Annotated in this window: 21 protein-coding genes; 11 read left to right on the plus strand and 10 right to left on the minus strand. The window is 74.4% G+C overall.

Annotated features, from left to right (window positions below; all coding sequences use genetic code 11):
• Positions 1-95: 95 nt before the first annotated feature.
• Together JK356_RS04095 and JK356_RS04100 are read right to left on the minus strand one after the other, a co-directional pair.
• Positions 96-1,787 (minus strand): SpoIIE family protein phosphatase, encoded by a 1,692-nt coding sequence (locus JK356_RS04095; RefSeq protein WP_201866137.1) that lies wholly within the window; start codon positions 1,785-1,787, stop codon positions 96-98.
• A gap of 90 nt (positions 1,788-1,877) precedes the next feature.
• A complete protein-coding gene (locus tag JK356_RS04100; RefSeq protein ID WP_307815394.1) occupies positions 1,878-3,272 on the minus strand; it encodes an NAD(P)/FAD-dependent oxidoreductase in 1,395 nt (464 codons plus the stop codon).
• Between the two features lie 382 nt (positions 3,273-3,654).
• On the opposite strand from JK356_RS04100, the gene JK356_RS04105 reads away from it, so the two are divergent.
• Positions 3,655-4,281, plus strand: coding sequence for a TetR/AcrR family transcriptional regulator (locus tag JK356_RS04105; protein ID WP_374100603.1), 627 nt, complete (start codon positions 3,655-3,657; stop codon positions 4,279-4,281).
• A 153-nt stretch (positions 4,282-4,434) separates the two neighbouring features.
• Complete coding sequence (locus tag JK356_RS04110; protein ID WP_201866139.1) at positions 4,435-6,333, plus strand: sigma-70 family RNA polymerase sigma factor; 1,899 nt, start codon at positions 4,435-4,437, stop codon at positions 6,331-6,333.
• Positions 6,334-6,354: 21 nt separating this feature from the next.
• Here JK356_RS04110 and JK356_RS04115 read toward each other — a convergent pair whose 3' ends face one another.
• On the minus strand, positions 6,355-8,418 hold the full coding sequence (locus tag JK356_RS04115) for an asparagine synthase-related protein (RefSeq protein WP_201866140.1): 2,064 nt from the start codon (positions 8,416-8,418) through the stop codon (positions 6,355-6,357).
• Positions 8,419-9,074: 656 nt separating this feature from the next.
• On the opposite strand from JK356_RS04115, the gene JK356_RS04120 reads away from it, so the two are divergent.
• Together JK356_RS04120 and lhgO are read left to right on the plus strand one after the other, a co-directional pair.
• Complete coding sequence (locus tag JK356_RS04120) at positions 9,075-10,484, plus strand: MFS transporter (RefSeq protein WP_201866141.1); 1,410 nt, start codon at positions 9,075-9,077, stop codon at positions 10,482-10,484.
• An 8-nt stretch (positions 10,485-10,492) separates the two neighbouring features.
• Positions 10,493-11,791, plus strand: a complete 1,299-nt coding sequence (lhgO, locus tag JK356_RS04125) for an L-2-hydroxyglutarate oxidase (protein ID WP_201866142.1) — start codon at positions 10,493-10,495, stop codon at positions 11,789-11,791.
• Positions 11,792-11,810: 19 nt separating this feature from the next.
• Here lhgO and JK356_RS04130 read toward each other — a convergent pair whose 3' ends face one another.
• A complete protein-coding gene (locus tag JK356_RS04130; RefSeq protein WP_201866143.1) occupies positions 11,811-13,334 on the minus strand; it encodes a PQQ-binding-like beta-propeller repeat protein in 1,524 nt (507 codons plus the stop codon).
• Between the two features lie 191 nt (positions 13,335-13,525).
• Between JK356_RS04130 and trmB the strand changes: the two genes are divergently transcribed.
• From trmB to JK356_RS04155, 5 genes are all read left to right on the plus strand, one after another.
• Positions 13,526-14,284, plus strand: a complete 759-nt coding sequence (gene trmB / locus JK356_RS04135) for a tRNA (guanosine(46)-N7)-methyltransferase TrmB (protein ID WP_236670771.1) — start codon at positions 13,526-13,528, stop codon at positions 14,282-14,284.
• A 55-nt stretch (positions 14,285-14,339) separates the two neighbouring features.
• Entirely contained in the window at positions 14,340-15,803 is a 1,464-nt protein-coding gene (locus tag JK356_RS22295) for a PrsW family intramembrane metalloprotease (RefSeq protein WP_201866145.1), read from the plus strand.
• A 1,237-nt stretch (positions 15,804-17,040) separates the two neighbouring features.
• On the plus strand, positions 17,041-17,523 hold the full coding sequence (locus tag JK356_RS04145; protein ID WP_307815395.1) for a hypothetical protein: 483 nt from the start codon (positions 17,041-17,043) through the stop codon (positions 17,521-17,523).
• Positions 17,524-17,533: 10 nt separating this feature from the next.
• Positions 17,534-17,920, plus strand: coding sequence for a MerR family transcriptional regulator (locus JK356_RS04150; RefSeq protein WP_201866147.1), 387 nt, complete (start codon positions 17,534-17,536; stop codon positions 17,918-17,920).
• A gap of 36 nt (positions 17,921-17,956) precedes the next feature.
• Positions 17,957-19,192, plus strand: coding sequence for an MFS transporter (locus tag JK356_RS04155; RefSeq protein WP_201866148.1), 1,236 nt, complete (start codon positions 17,957-17,959; stop codon positions 19,190-19,192).
• A 59-nt stretch (positions 19,193-19,251) separates the two neighbouring features.
• Here the strand turns inward: JK356_RS04155 and JK356_RS04160 are convergent, their stop codons facing one another.
• Together JK356_RS04160 and JK356_RS04165 are read right to left on the minus strand one after the other, a co-directional pair.
• The gene (locus JK356_RS04160) at positions 19,252-20,379 is read right to left on the minus strand and encodes an MrcB family domain-containing protein (RefSeq protein ID WP_201866149.1); all 1,128 of its coding nucleotides are present in this window, start codon (positions 20,377-20,379) and stop codon (positions 19,252-19,254) included.
• A gap of 12 nt (positions 20,380-20,391) precedes the next feature.
• Entirely contained in the window at positions 20,392-20,919 is a 528-nt protein-coding gene (locus JK356_RS04165) for an ATP-binding protein (protein ID WP_374100604.1), read from the minus strand.
• Positions 20,920-21,069: 150 nt separating this feature from the next.
• Here JK356_RS04165 and JK356_RS04170 point away from each other — a divergent pair, with 150 nt between their 5' ends.
• Positions 21,070-21,963: a helix-turn-helix transcriptional regulator gene (locus JK356_RS04170; protein ID WP_201866151.1), complete on the plus strand. Its 894-nt coding sequence runs from the start codon at positions 21,070-21,072 to the stop codon at positions 21,961-21,963.
• Positions 21,964-21,974: 11 nt separating this feature from the next.
• Positions 21,975-22,178 (plus strand): DUF397 domain-containing protein, encoded by a 204-nt coding sequence (locus JK356_RS04175; RefSeq protein ID WP_201866152.1) that lies wholly within the window; start codon positions 21,975-21,977, stop codon positions 22,176-22,178.
• Positions 22,179-22,211: 33 nt separating this feature from the next.
• On the opposite strand, the gene JK356_RS04180 is transcribed toward JK356_RS04175, so the two are convergent.
• The 4 genes from JK356_RS04180 to JK356_RS04195 form a co-directional block, all read right to left on the minus strand.
• Entirely contained in the window at positions 22,212-22,697 is a 486-nt protein-coding gene (locus JK356_RS04180) for an NUDIX hydrolase (protein WP_236670754.1), read from the minus strand.
• 206 nt (positions 22,698-22,903) lie between these two features.
• Positions 22,904-23,404 carry a GNAT family N-acetyltransferase gene (locus JK356_RS04185; protein WP_201866154.1) on the minus strand — a complete coding sequence of 167 codons (501 nt, stop codon included), beginning with the start codon at positions 23,402-23,404 and terminating at the stop codon, positions 22,904-22,906.
• Positions 23,405-23,539: 135 nt separating this feature from the next.
• Positions 23,540-24,001 carry a TIGR03618 family F420-dependent PPOX class oxidoreductase gene (locus JK356_RS04190; RefSeq protein WP_201866155.1) on the minus strand — a complete coding sequence of 154 codons (462 nt, stop codon included), beginning with the start codon at positions 23,999-24,001 and terminating at the stop codon, positions 23,540-23,542.
• A 114-nt stretch (positions 24,002-24,115) separates the two neighbouring features.
• Positions 24,116-24,607, minus strand: a complete 492-nt coding sequence (locus JK356_RS04195) for a MarR family winged helix-turn-helix transcriptional regulator (protein ID WP_201866156.1) — start codon at positions 24,605-24,607, stop codon at positions 24,116-24,118.
• Positions 24,608-24,633 lie beyond the last annotated feature (26 nt).

Below are 24,633 nucleotides of genomic sequence, written 5' to 3' on the forward strand. Positions count from 1 at the left end.
GCTCAAGACAAGAGGGTGCCATGCTGTGAAGACATGGCTGGACTCGCGCTCCATCACGAGCGCGCCAGTTACGTTACGCCGCGGTCCCTTGCCCGTCAACTTGAGGGGGGAAGGGCGAACTCCGCCCACACCGCCTTGCCGCCCTCGGGCAGGCGGCGGGCTCCCCACTCGGCCGCGATGGTCGCGACGACGGCGATGCCGCGCCCCGCCTCGTCGGCCGGCTGGGCCTGCTGCCGGGTGGGCAGGTGCTCGTCCCCGTCGGTCACCTCGACGATGAGGCGGCGGTCCGTGCGCCGCAGCCGCAGGCCCATCGGGGCGCGGCCGTGCTTGAGGGAGTTGGCCACCAGCTCGCTGGCCGCCAGCACGCCCAGCTCGCGCAGCTCCTCGGGGAAGCGCCAGCTGGCCAGCACGCCGTCGGCGAAGGCACGGGCGCGCGGGGCGGCCTCCACCCCGCCGAGCAGGTCGAGGGCGGCGCCCCGGAACAGGTCGGCCTCCTCGCCGTGGCGCTCCGGGCAGGACAGGACGAGCACCGCGACGTCGTCGTCGTGCTCCTCCGTGATCGACAGGGCCCGCAGCAGCCGGTCGCAGACGATCTGGGGGCTGTCGCTGGCCCCGGCGAGCGCCCGCTCCAGCCGTTCGAGGCCGTCGTCGATGTCCGCGTCGCGCCGCTCCACCAGGCCGTCGGTGTAGAGGACGGCGCTGGCGCCGGGGCGGAAGGGGACGGTGCCGGAGCTGTGGATCCAGGCGCCGGTCCCCAGCGGCGGTCCGGTCGGCTCGCTGACACGGTGCACCGACCCGTCGGCCTCGCGGATCAGGATCGGCAGGTGGCCGGCGGAGGCGTAGGTGAGGCTGCCCTCGTTGGGGTCGTACACCGCGTAGACGCAGGTGGCGATCTGGCTGGCGTCGATGTCGGCGGCGAGGCCGTCGAGGAGTTGCAGCACCTCGTGCGGCGGCAGGTCGAGCCGCGCGTAGGCGCGCACAGCGGTGCGCAGCTGGCCCATGACCGCGGCGGCGCGCACGCCCCGGCCCATGACGTCACCGATCACAACGGCGGTGCGGCCCGCGCCGAGGGTGATCACGTCGTACCAGTCGCCGCCGACGGCCGCGTCGGTGCCGCCGGGCTGGTAGGTCGCGGCGACGCGCAGGTCGTCGGGCTGCTCCAGGCGCTGCGGCAGCAGGCTGCGCTGGAGCGTGACGGCGGCCTCGCGCTGCTGGCTCTCGCTCTCCAGCAGCCGCCGGGCCGAGACCACCTGGTCGGTGACGTCCGCGGCGAAGACGAGCACGCCCCGCGAGGCGCGGCTGCCGGCGCCGGGCAGGGAGAGCTCGACGGGGGTGCAGGTGAAGGTGTAGTAGCAGTCGCGCGTCTCGCCGTTCTCGCCGGCCGCGCCCGGCGCGCGGCGGGTGACGCGGCGCGACTTCAGGCTGCGGGGCGTGCCGCTGCGCCTGACCTGGTCCATCAGCTGGGGCAGCCCCAGCTCGACGAGTTCGGGGAGGGCCTCGCGGGCCGGGGCGCCGGGCTCACGGGGGCCGAAGAGCTCGGCGTAGGCGCGGTTGACGTAGGCGACGCGGTGGTCGGGGCCGTGCACGACGGCGACGGGCGCCGGGACCTGGCCCAGCAGCTCGTGGACGGCGTCGGGAGCCACGCCGCGGCCGCCGGCCCGGGTTCTGGCCGCTGGGTCCTTGCGCTCCCCGCGCGCGGCGGGCACCCCGCCGGACTCCGCTCCGGCCTGGGCGGCGTTGCGCCGCTGCGTTCCGGGCAGCCGGATACTCCAGCGCGTCAAATTCACAGCTTTTGATCCGATTCGTCCTGGTTACAACTCTTCGCTGAGCCGCGGCCCACCCATCGTCACATAGGACGCGCCGCGGGGCTGTCTGGGTCAGTGGGACTCGGGGTGTCTGCCGTTTTCCCCCGCCGCGAGTTCGAACTCGGCGCGGGGGTGCTCGAGGGATCCGAGAGAGACGATCTCACGTTTGAACAATCCCGCAAGGGCCCATTCCGCAAGGACGCGCGCCTTGCGGTTGAGCGTGGGCACCTTGCTGAGGTGGTAGGCGCGGTGGACCAGCCAGGCGGGGTAGCCCTTGAGGTTCCTGCCGTAGATCCTGGCCACGCCCTTGTGGAGCCCGAGGGAGGCGACGGATCCGGCGTAGCGGTGGCGGTACTCGGTGACGGTGCCGCCGCGCAGGACGGCGACGATGTTGTCGGCGATGTGCCGGCCCTGGCGCAGCGCGTGCTGGGCGTTGGGGGCGCACAGCGCAGGTTCCGCGCCTGCGGTGCTCTGACCGCTCCCGTTCTCCGCCGCCGTGAGGTCGGGCACGGCGGCGGCGTCACCCGCGGCCCAGATGCGGGTGTGCCCGGTGACGCGGAGGTCGGCCGTGCAGCGGAGCCGGCCGCGCCGGTCGAGGGGGAGGTTGTCCCACTCGCGCAGGGCGGGGCTGGCCTTCACCCCGGCCGTCCACACCAGGGTGCGCGTGGGATAGCGGGCGCCGTCGCTGAGAACGGCGGTGCGGTTCTCGCACGACTCCAGCAGCGTGTTCAGGCGCACGTCGATGTTGCGGCCCCGCAGCTGCCGCACGGCGTACTGGCCCATCTGCTCACCCACCTCGGGCAGGATCCGGTCGGTCGCCTCGACCAGGATCCACTTCTGCTCCTCCGGGCGGATGTTGCGGTAGTAACGGCACGCGTACCGTCCCATGTCCTCCAGTTCGGCGAGCGCCTCGACGCCCGCGTAGCCGCCGCCCACGAAGACGAAGGTGAGGGCGGCGTCGCGGATGGCCGGGTCGCGGGTGGAGGAGGCGATATCGAGCTGTTCCAGGACGTGGTTGCGCAGGCCGATGGCCTCTTCGATGGTCTTGAAGCCGATGCCGTGCTCGGCCAGCCCGGGGATGGGCAGCGTGCGCGAGACGGAACCGGGGGCGAGCACGAGGTGGTCGTAGCCGAGCGAGAGCGGCTCGGCGCCCGCCTCCTCGGTGGCGAGGGTGCGCACGGTGACGGTACGCGCTTCCGGGTCGACCGCCGTGGCCTCGCCGGGGATGAACCGGCAGCGCGGCAGGATCCGCCGCAGCGGGATGACGACGTGGCGCGGGGAGATGCTGCCCGCGGCCGCCTCGGGCAGGAACGGCTGGTAGGTCATGTAGGGGTCGGGGTCGACCACCGTGACGGTGACGTCGCCGCGCTTGAGCTCCCGGCGGAGCCGCCGCTGGAGACGGTGCGCGGCGTAGAGGCCAACGCAGCCGCCGCCGATCACGAGGATGCGCGTGGGGTGCTTCGTCACCCATCCATGAGGCACCCGGGAGCGCGCGTTTGTCTACAGGTCGTGCGCGGTGGTGCTCCGTTCGTGCGGCGCGGCGCACGCGCCGGATCGTGGCCGAACGGCTCACGTCGGCGCTTCTCAGGCGTAGCGGCCTGAACTATGTTCGTACTCCTAACCTGGGCGGTCATCCCGCCCAAACGACTGAACGGCGCGGGGCCGTCTTAGGGGGGCGTTTTCCGCGCCACCGGGGGACATGAATATGCGCATAGAGGGGACCGAGGCCAGCCGGGACACGAGGGGAGTCCGGGAGGCGTCGCCGGCTGGCGAACAGGGCCGCACGACCGACGGGGAGAAAGCGGGGAAGAGCGCCGGAAACGGTTCCGGCCACGGGACTCCGCTGCGGGTGGACGCCCAGCGGAACCTGCGTCTGGTACTCAGCGCCGCCCGCGACGTCTTCGGCGAACAGGGGTACGGCGCACCCATGGAAGAGGTGGCGCGGCGGGCCCGCGTGGGCGTGGGAACCGTCTACCGCCGCTTTCCCAACAAGGAGGCGCTGGTGCGGCATATCGCGGAGGAGGAGACGCAGCGTCTGACGGACAGGGCACGCGAGGCGCTGGCGCGGGACGACGAGCCGTGGGGGGCGCTGGAGGCTTTTGTGCAGCGCTCGGCCGCGGCGGGCACGGGCCGGCTGCTGCCGCCGGACCTGCTGACGTCGGGGTTCGGCGGTTCGCAGCAGTCAAGCGCCGAGCGGGTGCCGCCGCAGCGTTCGCCCTCGGAGGAGAACGGCCGGGAGGACGCCCGGGAGCTGCTGTCCGCCGTGGGGCAGCTGGTGGAGCGGACGCGGGCGGCGGGGCAGCTGCGGTCGGACGTGACGGTCGCCGATCTGATGCTGGTGATCGCCACGACGCCGCCGCGCATGGATGATCCGGCGCGGCGTGCGGCGGCGGGCCGCCGGCTGCTGGAGATTCTGCTGCAAGGGCTGCGGGCGACCGGGGACGACGACGCCGGGGAGGAGCGGCAGTCCGGCTGAGCCGCCGGGACGCCGGGTCCCCGGGGACCCCCGGAAGAGTGGTTATCCCGTCACTCGGCGGGTGGCGGCCCGTTCGTGTGGCACCCTGACGCGGGCGTTGCGATGTGATCACGTCGCTACGGATCGTACGGGTGTCGACAGGGGCGTGCCGCCATGAGCGTTGAGGGTGCCAACGGGCCGGGTGTGCCGCGGCAGCGGGTGTACCGGGACGCGGCGGCGCTGGACGACCTGGCCCTGCTGGAGCGGATCCGCCGCGGGATGCCGGAGGCGTACGACGAGCTGTACCGGCGGCACGCGGACGCGGTGCGCCGGTACGCCCGGACGTGCTGCCGTGACGAGGACACCGCCAACGACCTGGTGCACGAGGTGTTCGCGGCGACGCTTCAGGCGGTGCGCAACGGCGCGGGCCCCGGGGCGGCGGTGCGGCCGTACCTGCTCGCGTCGGTGCGGCGGGTGGCGGCGCGGTGGGCCCGGACGGCCCGGCGGGAGCGGCTGGTCGAGGACTTCGCGGTGTTCGCGGTGTCGGCGGCCGGCGTGGCAGCGGGGGCGGACACCGTCGAGCAGGGCGCGGACGTGCGCGCGATGCGGGAGGCGGAACGTTCGCTCATGGTGCGGGCGTTCCGCAGCCTGCCGGAACGGTGGCAGGCGGTGCTGTGGCACACGGCGGTGGAGGAGTCCTCGCCGCAGGAGGTGGCGCCGCTGCTGGGGCTGACGCCGAACGCGACGGCGGTGCTGGCGCACCGGGCGCGGGAGGGGCTGCGGCGGGCGTATCTCCAGGCGCACGTCAGCGAGGCGCTCGCGGCGGGTGGGGAGTGCGCGCGGTACGCGGGGCGCCTGGGGGCGTACGCGCGGGGTGGCTTGCGGGTGCGGGCCGAGCGGGCGCTCACGAAGCACTTGAAGGAGTGCGTGCGGTGTGCGCGCGCTGCCTTGGAGCTGCGGGACCTCAACGAGCGGTTCCGGCTCGTGCTGCCGGTGGCGGTGCTGGGCTGGTTCGCGGCGGACGGCGCGGCGCGGGGCGGCTGGCTGGTGCTGGGGGCGGGTGGCGCCGGGGGCACGTCCGGTGCGGGCGCGGCCGGCCTGGCCGGGCAGCGGGCCGGGAAGGGCGCGGGAAAGAGCGCGGAAAAGGGCGCGGGGAAGGGCGCCACGGTCAGATCGCACCTGGCCGCGGGGGTGGCCACGGGCGTGGTGACGTCGGCGGTGGCGGCGGTGCTGGCGCTGGTGCTGCTGGGCGGTGGCGCGACGCAGCCCGCGCCCGGCACGGAGCGGGACGACGAGCGGGGGCGGGAGCCGGAGGTGGCGGCCCCGGGGCCCGAGTCCGAGCCGCCCTCCTCGCCGCCGTCGTCGCTCTCGCCACCGCCACCGCCGTCGCCGGAGCCGGAACCGGAGCGGGGGCCTGCGCCGGGGCCAGATGCCGCGCTGGCGCCGCCGGATGGTGCCGGGCCGTCCGGCGGGGAGCCGGGGCCGGAGCAGTCCCCGCCTCCGGAGCAGCCGGGGCCGCCCGCGTCGCCGGAGCCGGCCGTGCCGTCCCTCCCGCCGCATCAGCCGGAGCCACCGGAGCCTGGTGTGCCCTACCGCCTGGCGGAGCTGGACTGGGACCTCCGGGACGACGGCTCCCGGCCCGCACTGGTGCTGGCGGACAGCACCGTGGTGTGGCAGCGCGGCGGGGGCGCGCAGGACTCCCGGGCCCCCTGGGTCCCGCTGGCCCCCGGGGACCGGGCCGGGCTGGCGATCGGCGGCGGGAGGTACGCGCACGGGATCTCCGTGCCGGGCCCGTCGTCCGTGACGGTCGTGCTGAACCGGGAGTGCCGCACCTACCGGGCGCTGGCGGGGATCGACGATCTGACGCCGCTGCCGGAGGCGGCCGCGACGTTCCGGGTGTACGGGGACGGCGAGCTGCTGTGGCGGTCGGATGCGCCGGTGGCCGGGGCGGCGCCGGTGGCGGTGTCCGTGGACCTGGCGGGGGTGGAGCGGCTGCGGCTGGAGGTGGAGCCGTCGGCGGTGCCGCGGCAGGCGGTGCTCGCGGACTGGGCGGAGTCGGAGATCGTGTGCTGACCCGGGGCGGGGGCGGGCGGGTCAGGGGCTGACGCCGCTGGTGACGGCGCGGGGGTCGCGGTGGCCTTCGGCGGTCCAGCAGGAGCCGCGGCGGGTGAGCAGGCGGCGGAGCCAGACCTCGGTGGAGACGAGTTCGGCGAGGCCGTCGAGCGGCAGCGGCTCGCCGTGGGCGGCGGAGCGCAGCGCCTTGCGGACGGTGCGGGCCTCGATGAGCCCGGCGTCGGCGAGCAGGGGGGCGTCGAAGAGGTCGAGGAGGTCGCCGAGGTGGGCGCGCAGGCCGGAGCGGACGGCTTCGGCGTGGGCGACCTGGCTGGTGGCGCCCCAGCCGGGCGGGAGTTCCCGGACTCCGGCGCCGGTCAGGACGGCGCGCAGCACCTCGGCGCGCGCCCCGGGTTGTACGCGGAGCGATTCGGGCAGCGCCTGGCAGGCCCGGACGACCTGGTTGTCGTAGAAGGGGGCGTGGAGCCGCTGGTGCCGTACCTCGACGGCCTGTTCGAAGACGCGGTAGTCGGCGGCGTGGCGGGCCAGGACGGCGCGGGCCCGCTGTTCGCCGGGGCGCCCGGCGGCGGGCCCCGAGCGGGGGCGCGCGGCGACGGCTTCGAGGCGGAGGGAGACACCGGCGAGGGTTTCGCCGGTCAGCCAGCGGGCGGCGGGCCCGGGCCTGAGCCAGGTGAGGGCGGCGAGCGAGGCGCCGAGCGCGCCGCCGTTCACGGGGGTGTCGGCGGTCTGGCGCAGCAGCGTGGCGGCGGCGGAGATGCCCTCGGGGTAGGGGGTGCGGGCGAGGCGCCGGGCCGCGCGGTAGACGGTGAACGGCACGGTCAGCGCGGAACGGCCGCCGCCGCGGCTGGCCTTGGCGAGCGCGGTGACGGGGCGGACGAGGTGGCGGCGGCGCCGGTCGAGCAGCAGGTCGGCGAGGCGCGCGGGGTGCGCGTCGAGGACCTGGCGGGCGCCGTGCCCGGTGAGGTGGTCGGCGCTGCCCGCGCTGAGCCGGTGGCGGTGGCGGGCGGCGAGGACGAGGGAGGGGCCCGGCTCGTCGGTGAGGACGCCGGTGTCGAGCCCGGCGTAGGGCAGGGCCTCCTCGGCTCCGGTGACGACGACGTGGTGCAGCCGCGGGTTCTCCGCGATGGCGCGGGCGCGCTCCATCTCGGCGGCGCGGATGAGGCTGGCGGGCGGGCGGTCGGCGGTGAGGTCGTTGAACGTGACGGCGAGGAGGCGCTCGCCTGCGGCGGTGGCGCCGGTGCCGTAGACGGTGCCGGGCATGCCGGGGAGCCCGGCGGCGAGGAGGGCGAGGGTCGCGGAGGCGCTGCCGCCTGACAGGTCGGCGCCGACGCCGGGGGCGGGCTCGCCGCGGGCGGCGCGGCGGTCGGCGGGGCCCATGCCGGGGACGGGCCCGGGGTCGCGCTCGGGGGCGTGGCGCGGGGCGGCGAGGCGGGTGCGGACGGCTTCGACGAGGGCCTCGCGCACGCCCGCGATGGCCTCTTCCCGTTCGACCGGCGGGGCGGCGACGACCGTGGGAACGGGGGGTTCGTAGTCCACGGTGGTGCGGCTGTCCTGGCGCAGCATCAGGGCGTGGCCCGGGGGGACGCGGCTGACGCCCCGGTACGGGGTGCCGGTGCCGGTGGCCTCGGGGGCGTCGGGGCAGGCCAGGAGCGAGGCGAGGTGGTCGATGTCGAGCTGGGCCTCGGTGAGGTCGGCCAGCGGCAGGGCGGCGGTGGCGTAGGCGGTGCCGCCCGCCCAGGGGGTGTGGAAGACGGGGCGGGTGCCCGCGAGGTCGGTGGGGACGACGGTGCGGCGGCCGAAGCGGGCGACCACGGTGTAGCTGCCGGGCCAGGTGGTGAGCTGGCGGAGCGCCCCGGCGCGGGCGGAGACCAGGGAGCGGCGGACCTGGGCGTCGTCGGCGCCGCAGTAGCCGAAGATGGCGAGGCGGGTGTCGCCGTCGGCGTGGACCAGGCGGATCTCGTCGGGGCGCCAGTCGCCCACGGCCCACAGCGGATCGGGGCCCTCCCACAGGGGCAGGGCGCCGAGGGGCTGGATGTCGCGGGCAGCGCTGGCAGCGGCTCCGCACCACCCAACCAACCATCGCATCGCTGGAGCCTCCCCCACTGAAGGATTTCGGGCGGCTTCGGGCGGAGGGCGATCGTTTATGCGCCGCCTTGGGGCCGTGGCCGTCCCGGATCATCACGCGAGTGCTTCAGGCCCATGCTGCCACGGGTGAGGGCATCTTGGAGCATGACGGGGCGGCCGTTCGCTGGTCAGCCGCGTGCGCGGCCGCGGACGGCCTGGCGTGTCGCTCCGGTTCCCGCACCCGGCGGGAAAACCGGCGTTTTTCGGCCAACTTCCCGCATTTACACGGGAGCTGAGGCTTGTCAGTGGCGGGAACGGGCACTGGGGCCCGGGAGGCGCTGGCCGCCTCCCGGACCCGGCCGCCGTCCGCGGGGATGGAGACGGCGGCTTCCCCCGGCCCGCCTCGCCCATCAGGGCGGCGGGCCGACCCACGCGGGTCTCATCCAAGCCGCGTCGACCCGGAGTGAGGAGAGCGCACAGAAGGGCGCACGGCCACATGCCCGGAGCACAATCACCAAGAGGGGAAGCGCTCGCACGCATGTACGGACAAAAATCCGCCATCCGAAACGCACCCCCTTAACGGTCAGGAGGCGCCGAACTACGCTGGGTGGGGCGTAGATACCGGAACGCCCCGTGCTGGTCACGGGGCGGCCGTTGGTGTGTCTAGGGGTGCACGCATGGCCAGGGAGCGACGCGGGCCGAACGAGAAGCTGGGCGCGGTTCTCGCCCTTGCGGGAATCAGCAACGCCGGACTCGCGCGGCGCGTCAACGACCTCGGCGCGCAGCGGGGTTTGACACTGCGATATGACAAGACGTCGGTGGCGCGGTGGGTGACGAAGGGCATGATCCCCCAGGGCGCCGCCCCGCACCTGATCGCCGCCGCGATCAGCAGCAAGCTCGGCCGCCCCGTCCCGCTGCACGAGATCGGCCTGGCCGACACCGACCCCGCACCCGAGGTCGGCCTGTCGTTCCCGCGCGATGTCGAGGCAGCCGTCGACGCGGCGACGGAGCTGTACCGCCTGGACACTGCCCCGGGCAAGGGCATCTGGCAGACCCTCGCGGGCTCGTTCGCCATCAGCGCCTACGCCACGCCGACGGCCCGCTGGCTCATCAGCCCCGCCGACGCCTCGGTCGCCCGCGAGGAGCGGAGCACCGCCTCCGGCTCCTCCCCGCGCGTGGGGCACTCGGACGTCTCCAAGCTGCGCGAGGCGGCGGAGGAGGCGCGGCGCTGGGACTCCAAGTACGGCGGCGGCGACTGGCGTTCGTCGATGGTGCCGGAGTGCCTGCGCACCGACGCGGCGCCGCTGCTGCGCGGCAGCTACAGCGACGACGTGGGCCGCTCGCTGTTCCGTGCCACCGCCGAACTGACGCGGCTGGCGGGCTGGATGGCCTTCGACACCGGCCAGCAGGAGGCGGCCCAGCGGTACTACATCCAGGCGCTGCGCCTGGCCCGGGCCGCCGCCGACGTGCCGCTGGGCGGGTACGTGCTGGCGTCGATGTCGCTCCAGGCGACCTACCGCGGCTTCGCCGACGAGGGCGTGGACCTGGCGCAGGCGGCGCTGGAGCGCAACCGCTCGCTGGCGACCGCCCGCACGATGAGCTTCTTCCGGCTCGTGGAGGCCCGCGCCCTGGCCAAGGCGAACGACGCGTCCGGCTGCGCCGCCGCGCTGTCCGCCGCCGAGAGCTGGCTGGAGCGCTCCCGGGACGGCGACGGCGACCCCAGCTGGCTCGACTTCTACACCCCCAACCGCCTGGCCGCGGACGCCGCCGAGTGCTACATGGACCTGAAGGTGCCCGGCCAGGTGCGGCGGTTCACCGAGCAGGCGCTGTCGGAGCCGACCGAGGAGTACGTCCGCTCGCACGGGCTGCGGCTGGTGGTCGCGGCCGTCGCCGAGCTGGAGTCGGGGAACCTGGACGCCGCGTGCGAGGTCGGCGCGCGGGCGCTGGAGGTCGCGGGGCGAATATCCTCCGCGCGCACCACGGACTATGTCCGCGACCTCTTCCACCGGCTCGAGCCCTACCGCAACGAACCGCCGGTCATCCAGCTGCGGGAGCAGGCTCGCAGCCTCCTGGCCGCTCCCGCATGATGTCGCACATGACAGCGGCACGGTCTGGCGAACAGGCGGACGACGGAGAGCACGCACCAGCGGGCGGCACCGGCGGAACAGCGAAGCCGGGACGCCGCCGGTACGACTGCGACGTGCTGATCGTGGGGGGCGGCCTCGTCGGCCTCGCGACGGCGCACGCGCTGCGGGCCGCGCGCCCCGGCGCGGAGGTGCTCGTGCTGGAGAAGGAGCCCGGACTGGCGCGCCACCAGAGCGGCCGGAACAGCGGGGTCATCCACAGCGGCGTGTACTACCGCCCCGGCTCGCTCAAGGCACGGTTCGCGGTGCGCGGGCAGGAGGCGCTGAAGAGGTTCTGCGCGGAGCACGGCGTCCAGCACGCCGTGACCGGCAAGCTGATCGTGGCGACGGCCGCGGCGGAGCTGCCGGTGCTCGCCGAACTGGCCCGGCGGGGCCGGAGCAACGGGGTGCCCGTCACGGAGGTCGGTCCGGCGCAGATCGAGCGGCGCGAGCCGGGCGTGCGCCGCGCGCGTGCCGGGCTGCTGGTGGAGACGACGGGTGTGGCCGACTTCCCCGGCGTGGCGCGGGCGCTGGCGCGCGCGAGCGGCGCGCACGTCCGGTACGGCGCCGAGGTGGTGGCCGTGGACCGGCGGCCGGGGCTGGGGGTCGCGGTGCGCACGGCGCCCGACGGGCGGACCGTGCGGGCGCGCGTGCTGGTGAACTGCGCCGGGCTGCACGCCGACCGGATCGCGCGGCTGGCCGGTGACGAGCCGCGGCTGCGGATCGTGCCGTTCCGGGGCGAGTTCTACCGGCTGCGGCCGCTGGCGTCCGGGCTGGTGCGCGGCCCGGTGTACCCGGTGCCCGACCCGGCGTTCCCGTTCCTGGGGGTGCACGCCACAACCGGGCTCGACGGCGAGGTGCACCTGGGGCCCAACGCGGTGCTCGCGCTGGCGCGCGAGGGCTACGACTGGCGCACGGTGCGGCCCGGTGAGCTGGCGCACACGCTGGCGTACCCGGGGGTGTGGCGCCTGGCCGCGCGCCACTGGCGGGCGGGCGCGGGCGAGCTGCGCCGTTCGCTGTCGCGGCGCGCCTTCGCCCGGGCCGTGCGGCGGCTGCTGCCGGACGTGACCGAGGCGGACCTGCTGCCCTCGCCCGCCGGGGTGCGGGCGCAGGCGGTGACGCCCGACGGCAGGCTCGTGGACGACTTCCGCTTCGCCACGGCCCCGCACACGGTGCACGTGCTGAACGCTCCCTCCCCGGCCGCCACCGCGTGCCTGCCGATCGGCGAGGAGATCGCGCGCCGGGCGCTCACGGTCGGGGGCGTGGGCTGAGGCCGCGCGCGGGCGGCCGTCAGCGTTCGAAGGCGCGCAGCCGCAACCGGGCGCCGTCCGCCTCCTGTTCACGCTCCGGCGCGGGCGCCTGCGTGAGCAGGTACAGCTGGTGCGTGTCCGAGGCCACCACGGCGGCCGAGGTGGACCGTCCGCGCGGCAGCGGCACCGAGCCCGCGGGCAGTTCCGTGCCGTCGTCCGGGTCGAGCCACGACAGGTGGAGCCGGTTGTCCTCGGCCTGGCCGACGAGCGGCATGCCGTTGGCGTCCATGCCGAACAGCTGGCTGGAGCCGGGCAGCAGCGTCTGCCACACCGGCTCGCCGTCGGTGAGGCGGTAGGCGGTGAACGCGCGCTGCCCGTCGGGCCGTTCGCCGGGCTCGGCGACGACCAGCGCGTCACCGGCCAGCGCGGTCGCGTCCGGCTCGGTGCCGGGCAGCCGCCACATCTCCTCCCCGTTCTCGGAGAACGCCACCAGGTCGCCGTCCAGCAGCAGCACGACCGGATTGGCGGCGACCACGCGCAGCTCCGGCAGGCCGGCGGCGCCGTCGAGCGCGTGGTGCCACTGCGCCTCGCCGGTGTCGGCGTCGTAGGCGGTGAGCTGGAGCACCCCGCCCCCGGCTTCGTCCCTGTCTGTGTCCCTGTCTGTGTCCCTGTCCGTGTCCCCGTCCCCGGCCCTGTCCTCGCCGTCGTCCGCCGTCCCGCCGCACTCGGCCACGCCGATCAGGCGCGGCACCCGCGGGCTGACGGTCATCAAGCGCGGCACGGCGTCCTCCCCGCAGCCCGGCAGGCCACCGGCCGGCGGCGGGGGCGGGCCCAGCGCCTCGCCGGTCCCGGTGGCGAAGCGGTGGAACGCCCCGACCGCGCCCGCGGCGTCGAGGCTGACGGAGACGGTCCCGGCGCCGACGGTCACGGTCACGTCGGCGGGCGCGACGGTCTCCCCCTCGTCCTGGTCCTGCTGCTGGTCCCGGTTCGCGCCGGAGTGCTCGTTGCGGTCCGCGTCCCCGCCGTCTTCCTGGCCCTCCGGGTCTGCTGGGCCTTCTGTGTCTTCTGGGTCTGCTGTGCCCGCCGCGGCCAGGTCGGTCCACCACCACACCACCCCGGCCCGCGTGTCCACCGCCGCCAGCAGCGTGCAGCCGCCGCTGCCGCCGTACAGCACCGCCCCGATGCCCTCGTCACTGACGGCCTCGCTCGCCGCGCACGGCGCGCCCGCGCCCTCGGGCGGCTCGACCTGCCACAGTTCGGTGCCGTCCGTGGCGTCGTAGCCGGTGACGCCCGCCGCGGACACCCGCGTCACCGCGTTCTCCCCCACCCACAGCCGCGGCATGGCCGCCGCCTCGTCCAGGCCGCCGTCGACGTCGGGCACGCGCCAGGCTTCGGCCAGCTCCTCCGGCGTCCCGGACGCCGCCCGCGAGGCGCCCGCCGCCGGAACCGCGTCGCTGGCGCCCGCGTCCTCGCGCACCGAGACCACGACCCCCGCGGTCAGCAGCGCCAGCAGGCCCACGCACCCGATGGCCCAGAAGGCTATGCGGTCCTCTCCCCTCGCCATGCCGACTCCCCACGTCCCCCGTGGCGCTTGGCCCCACGCCGCGCCTGCGCGCCGTGTCCGTCGCTTCGTCCGTTCTTTCGGTCTTCGACGCCCCCACGGCGGCCGCTGGTTCCGTGCACGGCGCACGTACCATGGGGGACGCTGTGACTGAGAACGTATCGAACGTCGTGGATGCGGACGGACGGCCCACGATGTTCCCGCCAGGAGCCGGTCCTTCGGCCAGGCCCGCGGGGGACGCGCGTGAGGCGTTCCGCGGGCGTGTCCGCACCTTCGAGCCCCGGCGCAGCCGGGTCACCACCGCCCAGCGGCGCGCGCTGCTGCGGCTGTGGCCGGTGTGGGGCCTGGAGATCGACGGCCGGACGCGGCTGGACCTCGACGAGCTGTTCGGCGGCCTGCCCGTCGTGCTGGAGATCGGCTTCGGCATGGGCGAGGCCACCGCCGAGATGGCCGCGGCCGACCCGCACACCGGCATCCTCGCCTCGGACGTGCACACCCCCGGCCAGGGCAACCTGCTGCGGCTGGCGGAGCAGCGCGGGCTGACGAACGTGCGGGTCGCCAACGGCGACGCCGTGCTGCTGCTGCGCGAGATGCTGCCGCCCGCCTCGCTGGCGGGCGTGCGGGTGTTCTTCCCCGACCCGTGGCCGAAGAAGCGGCACCACAAGCGGCGGCTGATCCAGCCGGAGTTCGTCGAGCTGGCCGCCTCGCGCATGCGGCCGGGCGCGCTGCTGCACTGCGCCACGGACTGGGAGCCGTACGCGGAGCAGATGCTCCAGGTGCTCTCCGCGAGCCCGTCGCTGGAGAACACCGTGCCCGGCGGCGGCTACGCGCCCCGCCCGGCGGACCGGCCCATGACCCGGTTCGAGCGGCAGGGCCTCGCCAAGGGGCACGTCGTCCGTGACCTGCTGTTCCGCCGTGTGCACCGGCCGGCCGAAGACGGCGCGGACGGCTGAGCGCCCGCCCCGGCACGCCTGTCGGCGGCCGGAGGCAGGCCGTAAAGTCAGGTAAGTGCCGTCCCCTCCCCTCGCCGGTGGCCGACCGCGGCGGACCCTGGCCATCGGCGCGCCGCTGGTGGCCTGCGCACTGGTCGTGCTGGTTCTGGTGCGCCGTGAGACTGGCGGCGACGGGTTCGCGGCCGGGCTCGGCCTGGCGGCGCTGCCCGTGCCGTTCCTGCTGGGCGTCTTCGCCTGGCTCGACGGCGTGACGCGCAAGCCGTGGCGGACGCTGGCGTTCTCCTTCGCGTGGGGCGCGGGCGCGGCCACGCTGCTGTCGCTGCTGTGCAACGGCCTGCTGGTGGGCGCGCTGACCGGGCGGGAGGCGCAGCTCGCGCCGCTGGGCGCGGACGCGCTGGACACCCTGGAGCTGACGGTCATCGCGCCGGTCGTGGAGGAGTCGGCGAAGGCGGTCGCCGTGGCGCTGCTGTTCCTGTGCGCGCGGCCGTGGTTTGACGGCGTGCTGGCGGGCGTCACGGCGGCGGGCGTCACGGCCACGGGCTTCGCGTTCACGGAGAACGTGCTGTACCTGGGGAGCGCCGTGGCCTACGACGTGTCCTACGAGCGGCTGGGGCTGGACGGCGGGGCGACGCTGGCCGCGTTCTTCGTGCGGGTGGTGCTGGCGCCGTTCGCGCACCCGATGTTCACGGCGGTGACGGGCGTGGCGATCGGCCTGGCCGCCTCGTGGCGGCCGCGCGGCCGGGCCGGGCGGTGGGGCAGGGCGCTGCTGCCGCCGCTGGGGCTGGCGGGGGCGATGGGGCTGCACTCGGCGTGGAACGCCTCGACTGCGCTGAGCCTGTGGGGGTTCGCGGCCGTCTACGCGCTGCTGATGCTGCCCGTGTTCGCGTCGCTGGCGTGGCTGGCGGCCTGGTCGCGCCAGCGCGAGCTGCGGGTGGTGCGGCGCGTGCTGCCCGCGTACGCGCGTGCGGGCTGGCTGGCGCCGGACGAGCCGCGCGCGCTCGGCTCGCCGCGCGGGCGGGCGCTGGCGCGGCGGCTGGCACGGCAGCAGCACGGGCTGGCCGGGCTGCGGGCGGCCGTGGGCTACCAGGCGGCGGCCGGAAGCGTGGCGGTGCTGCGGTGGCGGGCCAGCCACGGGCACGTGCCGGACTTCGCCGCGCGGGAACGCGAGCTGCTGGCGCGGCTGTGGCGCCACCGCGCGCTGGCGGGCCCGGCGACGGCCGAGGCGGCGCGCTGGGGGGCGGGCCCCGGCGGCGGGCCCGCCGCGCGGCCGGCCGGGCGGGCGCGTGCGGCGGCGTCAGCGCAGCGCGATGCGGAGCCCTTCGTTGCGGCGGGCGTGGGCGAGCAGCCACTGCCGCTCCTCGGGGCGGAGCTGGCCGGGGAGGTTGAAGCCGATCAGGTCGATGCGGGGGCTGACGTCGAGGAAGTCGAGCAGCCGGGCGACCGTGAAGCCGGTGGAGGCGTCGGCGGCCCAGCGGGGCTCGCCGATGAGCGCGGGGTCGCGGACCGGCCGGCTCAGTGAGCGGTCGCCGACGCACTTCTGGGCGCCGGGCACGAGCCGGTGGCGGATGGCCTGGCGCCACTGCGCGGGCTTGTCGCCGAAGACGAGGCGGATGTCGGCCTTGCGGCGCCAGCAGCCGGGCGACTCGGTGCGGTGCGAGACGGCGTGCAGGTCCAGGCGGGTGCCGGTGCTGGCGTGGTCGAGGCGGAAGGAGTCGACGCGGACGACGAGGTCGTAGGAGTCGATCTCCTCGCCCAGGTCGCTGCCGCGTATGTCCTCGGCGTTGGCGACGACGCAGACGCCGCGGCCCTTCAGGCGGGTGCGCAGGGCGCCGACGCCGATGGGCTCGGCGCCGCCCAGGAGCGGGTCGTCGGTGCGGCCGGAGTCCGCCAGGCGGCAGTAGGTGGCGTAGGCGGCGGCCAGGCGCTGGCTGTCGGGGTCGGCGGCGGAGCCCGCGGCGAGGCGGCGTTCGACGGCGCGGGCGAGGATCGCGGGGACGTCGTGGGCGAGCTGCTCGGTGAGGCGCTCCTCGGGGAGGATGCGGCTGGCCTCGGCGAGGGCGGCCCACTTCTCCCGCAGCAGGCTGAGGCGCTCGCGTATCTCGGGTATGCCCTTGCCGGGGCCGCCCGCGAGCGCCTGGTAGCGCTCGTAGGCGTCGATGGCGTCCTTGTCGCGGCCCTCGGACTCGGCGGTCTGGCCGCGCAGCCGCCAGGCGCCGCGGGACCTGGCGCGCAGGGCGATCGCGGTGTCGGCGACGCGTCGGGCCAGGCGGGTCTCCTCGGCGGCCACGGCGGCGTCGCCGACGCGCAGCAGCGCCTCGAAGGTGCGGGCCTGGGAGGGTTCGCTCGCGGTGTGCTCGACGACGAGGGCCGCGATGGCGGTGACGAGCTTCGTGCGCTTGGGGCCTGGCGGCTTGGTGAGTCCGGCCGTGTAGGAGGCGCACTCTCGGACGCATGCGGTGAGGAGATCTTCGGCCCGCGCCACGCTGCCCGGCCGCAGCCTGGCCAGTCCCGCCCAGGACTTTCTCATGTTCTCGACCATTCCGCGCCCAACAGGTCAGTACGTGACCCGTAGACGCACTCGGAGTGAACGCTTCCTGACGTGTCTTGGACGATAGCCGTCCGTCCGTTTCACCTCTGGCGCGGGGAGCGGCCGGACCGTAGCGTCGGTGAGCATGTTCACCGCGCACGAACAGCAGCTTCGTGAACGGTTTTCCGCCGCTCCGCTGAGCCCTCCGCCGCCGCCGTGGCGCCCCAGCGTGGCCAGGCCGATCGGCGGCCTGCTGGGCATCGGCTTCGCGGCCGACCCGGGCACGGGGCACGATCTGGTCATGGCCGTCTCCCAGGGCGGGCACGGGGTGTTCGACAGCGTGACGGGCGCCGTCCTGGCCCGCGACCGCGATCCGGACCGGGACGTCGCCGAGCCCTCCGGCGCCAGCCTCACCTGCCCCGGCCTGGGCCCGCTGGCGGGCACGGAGGTCCGCATCGCCGGTCTCCACGGCGGCGGGCTGCACGCCACGACGCGGGACGGCTGGACGATCGACGTGGTCAGCCCGCAGTGGCCGCACCAGCGGGTGCTGCTGAGCACGGACGGCGGCCTCTACCACGGCCCGGCGGGCCGCGACTGGTGGCTGGTGCACGAGACGACCCACGCCGCCCTGCGCACCTGCGGCTTCTCCCCCTCCGGCCTGACTTTGGCCATCGCCACCGCAGGCGTTCTGCTGCTGTACACCCGTGCGTAGCCTGGGAGGAGTGAGAATCGGAGAGCTGGCCGAGCGCGCGGGGGTCTCCCCGAGAGCGCTGCGCTACTACGAACAGCAGGGCCTGCTGTCGCCGTCACGGGACGCCAACGGCTACCGGGTCTACGACGACCACGCCCTGGTCCTGGCACGCAACATCAAGCGGATGCTGGCGGTCGGGCTGACCACCGAGGACGTGCGGGAGCACCTGGAGCGGGGCTGCCTGGACAAGCCGCTGGAGGAGACGCCCCGGTGCGCGCCGGAGCTGCACACCGTGCAGCGGCGACTCGCAGGGCTCGACGAGCGGATCGAACGGCTGCTGCGCCAGCGGGAGCTGCTCGCCCGCCACAGCGCCGAGGTCGAGCGGGAGCTGGCGGCGCCGGAGGGGTCCGCGGCTTGACCTTGACGCTAGCGTCAGGGTCCTACCGTCCGGGCCATGCTGCGGACACACACATGGCTCATTTGCCTTCTACTCGCGACATTTGCTGTCGGAACGGACGACTTCGTGATCGCCGGTGTGCTGCCGGAGATCGCCGATGACCTGTCGGTGAGCGAGGCGGCGGCTGGCCAGCTGGTGACCGCCTTCTCCGTGACGTACGCGCTCGCCGCGCCGCCGCTGGCGGTGGCCACGGCCCGGCTGCCGCGCAAGACGCTGCTGGTGGGCGGCCTGGCGGCGTTCGCCGCCGTCAACCTGCTGACCGCGCTGGCCCCCGGCTACGGCGCGCTGCTGGTGGCGCGCGTCGCCGCCGCCCTGCTGGCGGCGGTCCTGACCCCGGCGGCGTTCGGGCTGGCGGGGCGGCTGGCAGAGCCCGAGCGGGTCGGCCGGGCGATCGGCGTGGTCGCGGCAGGGCTGACGGTCTCGCTGTTCGTCGGCGTGCCGCTCGGCTCGCTGCTGGCCTCGTCGTTCGGGTGGCGCGCGACGTTCGTGGGCGTGGGCGCGTTCAGCTGCGCGGTGACCCTCGCCAGCGCCGCGCTGCTGCCGAACGCGCCGGGCGCGCCCGCGCTCGGCGTGCGCGCACAACTGCGCGTCCTGTCGCGCCCGTCGGTGCTGACGTGCGTGCTGGGCACCGTCGTCGGCGCCAGCTGCGGGCTGATGGTCTTCACGTACCTCGGCCCGGTCACCGAGGACCTGACCGGCCGTGGCGGCCCCGTGCTCGCCCTGTCGATCGCGGTGATCGGCGTCTTCGGCGCGGTCGGCACGTTCGCCGGTGGCAGGCTGACCGACCGCTGGGGCCCGGACCGGGCGCTGCTGGGGATGTTCGGCCTGGTCGTCTCGGTGACCGCGCTGCTGGGGGTGGTGGGCGTGCTCACCGACAGCGACGTCCCGGTCTGGCCAGTGGCCGCCGCGCTGGCCGTGTGGGGCTTCGGCGCCTGGGGCTTCAACCCGCCGATGAACGCCCGGATCCTCGGCCTCGCTGGCGACGCGGGCACGGAGGCCGTCGCCCTCAACACCAGCGGCCTGTACACGGGCATCGCCCTCGGCGGGGCCCTCGGCGGCGCCGCGCTCACCGCCTACGACGGGCCCGGGGTCACCTTCACCGCCGCCGCCCTGGGCGTGACCTCCCTGCTCCTGATGTACCTCACCACCCGCCGCTACCCCACGCCCCCGGCCCCGGGCGCGGACGGGGCAGCGGACGGGCAGACGGCGCCGTCGGCGGACCGGGTGGGGTGAGTCGTGTCATCGCCCGGGCACGGGCAGCGGACTTACCCGTGCCCGGCGACGGCGAGTGGTCAGCGCGGTGGGTCGATTAGCCCCCAGGCACACGCCGATGGCGAACCGGCCCACCCGTCCGGCGTCTTCCATACGGACGCGATGCCAAGGGATTCCAGGTATGGGACGTAGACCTGGATGTCGTCGGTGAACAGCGCGAGCAGGCGCGGCGGCGGGCAGTCCTTGTAGAGGAAGTGCCGGTACTCGAGGAGTTGCCCGACCGCTTCCCGCACGGCGGTTGTCGTGCTCCGCACGACCTTCGCCTCGACCAGACACTCAGCGTCGGGCAAAGCCAGCGTCAGGTCCCGTGGGTGCACGTTGGTGTTGGGCGCCAGTCCGCGCTCTTGCGCGTACTCACCGAACTCCCGGATCAACCGCTCGTGTCTGCGCTGCTTCCGCTGCGTGTGGGCCGCGATATGCGCGAGGTAGTCACTGTCGTCCTTGGGTTGGAAGCGCGCCAGGTGCTCGTTCGGGGTCGCGTCCATGTGGTGCTCTGGCTTGGTTTGGTACTCCACCACCAGTCGCCCAGGGTTGGGCTCGCCGCGGCTGATCAGGAGTCGCTCGGCGCGGGCAGCCTCTTGCAAGAGTTCCGCGGCATGCCACAGATCCGCGCGGAGGTCAGCCTCCGTGGGCAGATTGCCGGTGTCGTATCGCCGCGCCGCGACGCTCGCCGCCTCGTAGGCGGCGGCACGCCACGTGTCGGTGTTGAGGCTCATGGCAGGCTCGAGCCAGCCGTCGAGCTTGTGTTCCAGCGGAGGGAAGCTCCGCAGGCGATTAACCCGATCCTGCAACTCATCGCGCAGCCGCTTACCTTTCTTGTACTGACGCAACAGCCCTTCGATGCCTTGCTGAAGCGTGAGCCAGACCGAGCGCAGATCCGCGGCGAAGATGTAGGCCAGGTAGAGGCCCTCTTTGGCGTTTTCGTTGATGTCCGGGTCGTGCACGCCGATCCAGGGCGTGTTCGTGGCCTTGCCGCTCTGGCCCCCGCGCCCTTTGGCGATGAAGCCCGCTGGTATGGGCAGGTCCAAGTGCGCTATGGAGCGCAGGACGTCTTGTCCGGGGACGCCGATGTGTGTGCCCGCTTCTTTGTCGTAGGTAACCGCCACCTGCGCCAGCACGTAGCGCAGGCCCATCTCCTTGTCCGCCATGCGGCCATGGTGTCAACTCCAAGTTGACGGCGGTGACTTGGATGCCTCATCGCGGGGCGCCAGTTCGAACCACACGGTCTTGCCGAAGGGGCCGTGGCCGCTGCCGTTGAGGTTCCATCCCCAGCGGGTCGCGAGAGAACGGAGCAGCAGCACGCCTCTGCCATGCTCGGCCAGCGGCTCGGGATCGTCCGCCGCGGGGAGCGGGACGGCACTGGTGTCGTACACGGCGACGCGTAGACCGGTCGAAGAGATGGTGGTGAGAACGGAGACGATCGGCGAGTTCGTGTGCTGATGCGTGTTCGTGACGACCTCGGAGACCAGCAACCGAGCGGTGTCGGCCTCGACGGGACACCGCGTGTGAGCAAGGAGCAGGGCCACGTGATCCCGCGCGATCTTGGCGGTGTCTGGGACGTTAGGGGTGGTGAAGCGGTAACGACGAGGAAGAGGGTTCAAAGGAGCGGCCTCTCGTCGGAGTGCGAACTGTGTTTCGACCTCTGCCGTGGCTCGCCCACTGCCCAATCGCCGTGACAGCGGGTGCACTTCGGTCTTTCGTCGGGCCGAACGGGTTCAACATAAATGTCTTTTCGGCAAGCCTGCAATCAGGGAAGAGAACTTCATCCCTGTGAGTGACGCGGCCTGGAACGTCGACGCGGATGCACCCAGACTGGTGCGGGAGCTACGGGAGGTTACGTGGGGCTACGAGTCAAACCCAGCCAGCGGCAACGACGTTTGGGCATTGAACTGCGTCGATTGCGAGAACAGAGCGGGTGGACGGCGACGAAGGCAGCCGCCGCCTCCGGCTTCAGTCCCGCCCATCTCAACCACATCGAGGCCGGGCGAACGGCCATCCCGGCGCACAAGATCCGGGCCCTCGCCGAACTCTACGGTTGCAACAATGAACGGCTGATCGAGGCGTTGATCGCCATGAGCCACGGGAACGGCCGGGGATGGTGGTCGGAGTACCGCTACCCGCCCCACAACGATCAAGCGCGCGATCTCGCCGAGTTGGAGAGCATGTCGGTGCGCTACCGGGCGTTCCAATGGGTGCAGGTCCCGGGAATGTTGCAGACGGCCGACTACATGCGGGCGCTCTTCAAGGTCGGGCATCCGGACGCGCCAGCGGAGACGCACGAACGCTTCGTTGACTTCCGACTTCGCCGACAGCGTGTCCTCACCGGCCCTCGCCCACCGACATTCGAAGCGGTGATCCACGAGGCGGCGCTCCGCATGGAGTTCGTCGGCCGAGCGGTGATGCGGCGACAGATCGATCACCTGCTCGAGATGGCTCGTCTGCCGCACGTCCGGATCCAGATTCTGCCGTTCAAGGCGGAGACGTATCCCGTCCGCACCGGTTGTCCGTTCGTCTGCTACGACGCCGAGGTACCGGAACTCAGCACGGTCTACGTCGAGCACCCCACGAACTCGCCGTTCGTCACCGATCAAGCGAACCTGGCGGAGTTCTCGGACGCCTTCAGCAAGCTCAGCGCGGTCGCACTTCCCCCGATCCGGCTCGACGTCACGGGTAGCATGCCTTTGCGGAGAGATTCTCTGGGGCTGATTCAGCACCTGATGTACGAGCTGTGAAGGGGAGGCCGATGACTCGGCTCACCTGGCAGAAGTCAAGCTTCAGCAGCATCGACGGCAACGGCGAGTGCCTCGAACTCGCCGCCGCCAGGGAGTACGTGGCCATCCGCGAGAGTGAGGCCCCCACCGCAGTCCTCCTCGCACGGCGCGCCCGAGTACGCGGGCTGCTGCGGGCCGCGAAGGCCGGGCGGTTCACCAGACTCACGGAACGCTGAAACCCCCTGTCGCATAACCCGGTGCGGCTCCCGTCACAGCTGGGGGCCGACCGGGACCAGGCCCAGGTGGACCGGCTCGTCCGGGGGGTCGGCGAGCAGGGCGGGCAGCTGCGGCGGCCAGACCGGCTCGGCGGGCGAGCGGAGGTCGGCCGGGGACCACCACCGCCAGGCGAGGATGCCGTCGGCGGCGTGCGCGGCGGTCAGGTCGCCCACGGGGTCGCGGCGCGGGCTGTGCGCCAGGAACAGGTGCTCGTGCTGGCGCCGCCGTTTCCCGTTCCGGAAGTAGTCGTGCTCCCACGTCAGCAGCAGCGGGCCCGGCGTGAGGTCGGTCCAGCCGGTCTCCTCGCGCAGTTCGCGCACGGCCGCCTCGCGGTGGGACTCCCTGCCCTCAAGGCCGCCGCCGGGCGTCGTCCAGTGCACGCCGACGCCCTCGGCGTCGTAGCGGAACAGGAAGACGGCGCCCTGCGGGTCGAGGATGACGACGCGGGCGGCGCGGCGCGGGCGTGGTCGGAAGAACATGCCGCCCACGCTAACCGGGCCGCTGCCACCGGAAAACCGGTAGTGGCGGGGCGGGCTCGCCGGGAGCGGGAAGTCGTAGCCCGGCATCAACTTGATCGGCTGAGGGCATGTCGAGCGCGTTGGCCGATGCCCGGGCCCGCCCCGGCGCGGCAGGCTCGCAGGCATGGCGATCATCGAAGTCAGCGGCCTGCGCCGGGCGGGCCGCGTCACAGGCGCTGCGCGAGCACCTGGCCGGGCCAGCCGTTGTGCTCGAAGGCTTCGGTGGGGGTGAATCCGGCGCGGGTGTAGTAGTCGACGAGCTTGCCGTCCCCGCCCCGGTAGCAGTCGACGCGCAGCAGGCCGACGCCGCGGGCGCGGGCCCGGTCGCGGGCGTGGTCCAGCAGGGCGCGGCCGATGCCCTGCCCGGCGTGGGCCCGGGAGGTGACCAGCAGCTGGACGTACACCTCGGGCTCACCGGCGGGCGCGACGTAGGCGGGGGGCTGTCCGGACAGCACCAGGCCGCCCGCCGGGACGCCGTCGGCCTCGGCGATCCACGGTTCCTCGCGCTCGGCCATGCCGCGGATCCGTGCGGCGGCCTCGGGCCGCTGGGACCAGGGGCGCGTGCCCCACTGGCCGGTGCGGCCCTGGCGCGCCAGCCAGGCCACGGCCTCGTCCAGCAGGTCCAGCAGAATGCCGGAGTCCCGGTGGTCGCCCGCTCGTATCCGCACGGTCTGTCTCCTTCCGCCACGGCGCACGTCGAGTCGCGTGGCCAGATTCTTCACCACGCGGCCTCGCGTGCGTGGCGGCGGGTGCCCGCGAGCGGGCGCCGTGTGATGCCCCGGGCTGGCGCGCGCTGCGCGACGCTACGAGAGGGTCATGCCGTACAGCCGGTCGACGCGCAGGCGCAGCACGACGCGTTCCTCCGCGACCAGCTTCTCCAGGGCGGCGGCTTCCTCGTCCGGGTCGCCGGACAGGCCGAGCAGCGGCAGGAGTTCGCGCCCGGTGGCGTCGCCGGGCGTGGTCGTGGGCGGGGAGACCTCGGCGAGGCCCTCGGCGACGGCGAACGTCATGTGGTCGGCGGCGGCCACGTGCAGGGCGGCGTGCGGGTCGCGGCGCAGCAGCCGGGTCTTCACGCGGCTGGCCGTGCTGGAGACGCGGAGCAGCCGGGCGGCCGGGTCCCACTGGTAGACGACGGTCGACAGGTGCGGGTGGCCGGTGCGGCGCACTGCCGCGAGCACGCCGAAGCGGTGGGCGGACAGCACCGCGGAGAGTTCGCCGTCGGTGAGCGTGCGCGGGACGGGCTCTGCGGATGGGGCGGCGGTCATGTCGGTCTCCCGGGAATCGTCGCCGGACAGCAGGGGGCGGGCCCGTCCGGAGGGACGAGCAAGTAAGACCGTAGCAGATAGTTTTGTTGCAGACGTTTTTGGGAGGTGAACGGGCTAGGCCGTGCGCTGCCGGGCGCGGCGCACCGGGGCCGGAGGAGCAGCGGGGACGGCCAGCTGGCCCTCGGCCATGCGGCGCAGCGCCCGCAGCAGCACCTCGCGCTCCCCGTCCGTGAGGTCCGACAGCGCCTCGCGGTGCACCCGGTCCACGATCTCCTGGCTCCGGGCCGCCGTCCGCGCCCCCTTCTCGGTGACCACGATGACGCGCGCCCGCCGGTCCCGCGACGACGGCCGCCGCTCGGCGAGCCCCGCCCGCTCCAGCGCGTCCACGGTCGCCACCATCGTCGTCTTGTCCATGTCGCCGAGCTGGGCGAGCTGCATCTGGGTGCGCTCCTGCTCCAGCGCGTGCACCAGGACGCAGTGCATGCGCGCGGTCATCCCGATCTCGGCCAGCGCCGCGGCCACCTTCGTGCGCAGCACGTGGCTGGTGCGGTCGAGCAGGAACGACAGGTCGGGCTGGTCGGCGGCGGGGGCGGACAGGGCGGTCATGCCGCCAGCGTAGGCCAGCGCCGGAC

The organism is Streptomyces sp. 7-21 (assembly GCF_016741785.1).
GTDB lineage: Bacteria > Actinomycetota > Actinomycetes > Streptomycetales > Streptomycetaceae > Streptomyces.

Coding starts and splice junctions, on each gene's coding strand:
- JK356_RS04130 (WP_201866143.1), bottom strand. CDS start 13,334: ATGGCGAGGGGAGAGGACCGCATAGCCTTCTGGGCCATCGGGTGCGTG.
- trmB (WP_236670771.1), top strand. CDS start 13,526: ATGTTCCCGCCAGGAGCCGGTCCTTCGGCCAGGCCCGCGGGGGACGCG.
- JK356_RS04155 (WP_201866148.1), top strand. CDS start 17,957: ATGCTGCGGACACACACATGGCTCATTTGCCTTCTACTCGCGACATTT.
- JK356_RS04190 (WP_201866155.1), bottom strand. CDS start 24,001: ATGACCGCCGCCCCATCCGCAGAGCCCGTCCCGCGCACGCTCACCGAC.
- JK356_RS04115 (WP_201866140.1), bottom strand. CDS start 8,418: ATGCGATGGTTGGTTGGGTGGTGCGGAGCCGCTGCCAGCGCTGCCCGC.
- lhgO (WP_201866142.1), top strand. CDS start 10,493: ATGACAGCGGCACGGTCTGGCGAACAGGCGGACGACGGAGAGCACGCA.
- JK356_RS04110 (WP_201866139.1), top strand. CDS start 4,435: ATGAGCGTTGAGGGTGCCAACGGGCCGGGTGTGCCGCGGCAGCGGGTG.
- JK356_RS04160 (WP_201866149.1), bottom strand. CDS start 20,379: ATGGCGGACAAGGAGATGGGCCTGCGCTACGTGCTGGCGCAGGTGGCG.
- JK356_RS04175 (WP_201866152.1), top strand. CDS start 21,975: ATGACTCGGCTCACCTGGCAGAAGTCAAGCTTCAGCAGCATCGACGGC.
- JK356_RS04180 (WP_236670754.1), bottom strand. CDS start 22,697: ATGTTCTTCCGACCACGCCCGCGCCGCGCCGCCCGCGTCGTCATCCTC.
- JK356_RS04195 (WP_201866156.1), bottom strand. CDS start 24,607: ATGACCGCCCTGTCCGCCCCCGCCGCCGACCAGCCCGACCTGTCGTTC.
- JK356_RS04120 (WP_201866141.1), top strand. CDS start 9,075: ATGGCCAGGGAGCGACGCGGGCCGAACGAGAAGCTGGGCGCGGTTCTC.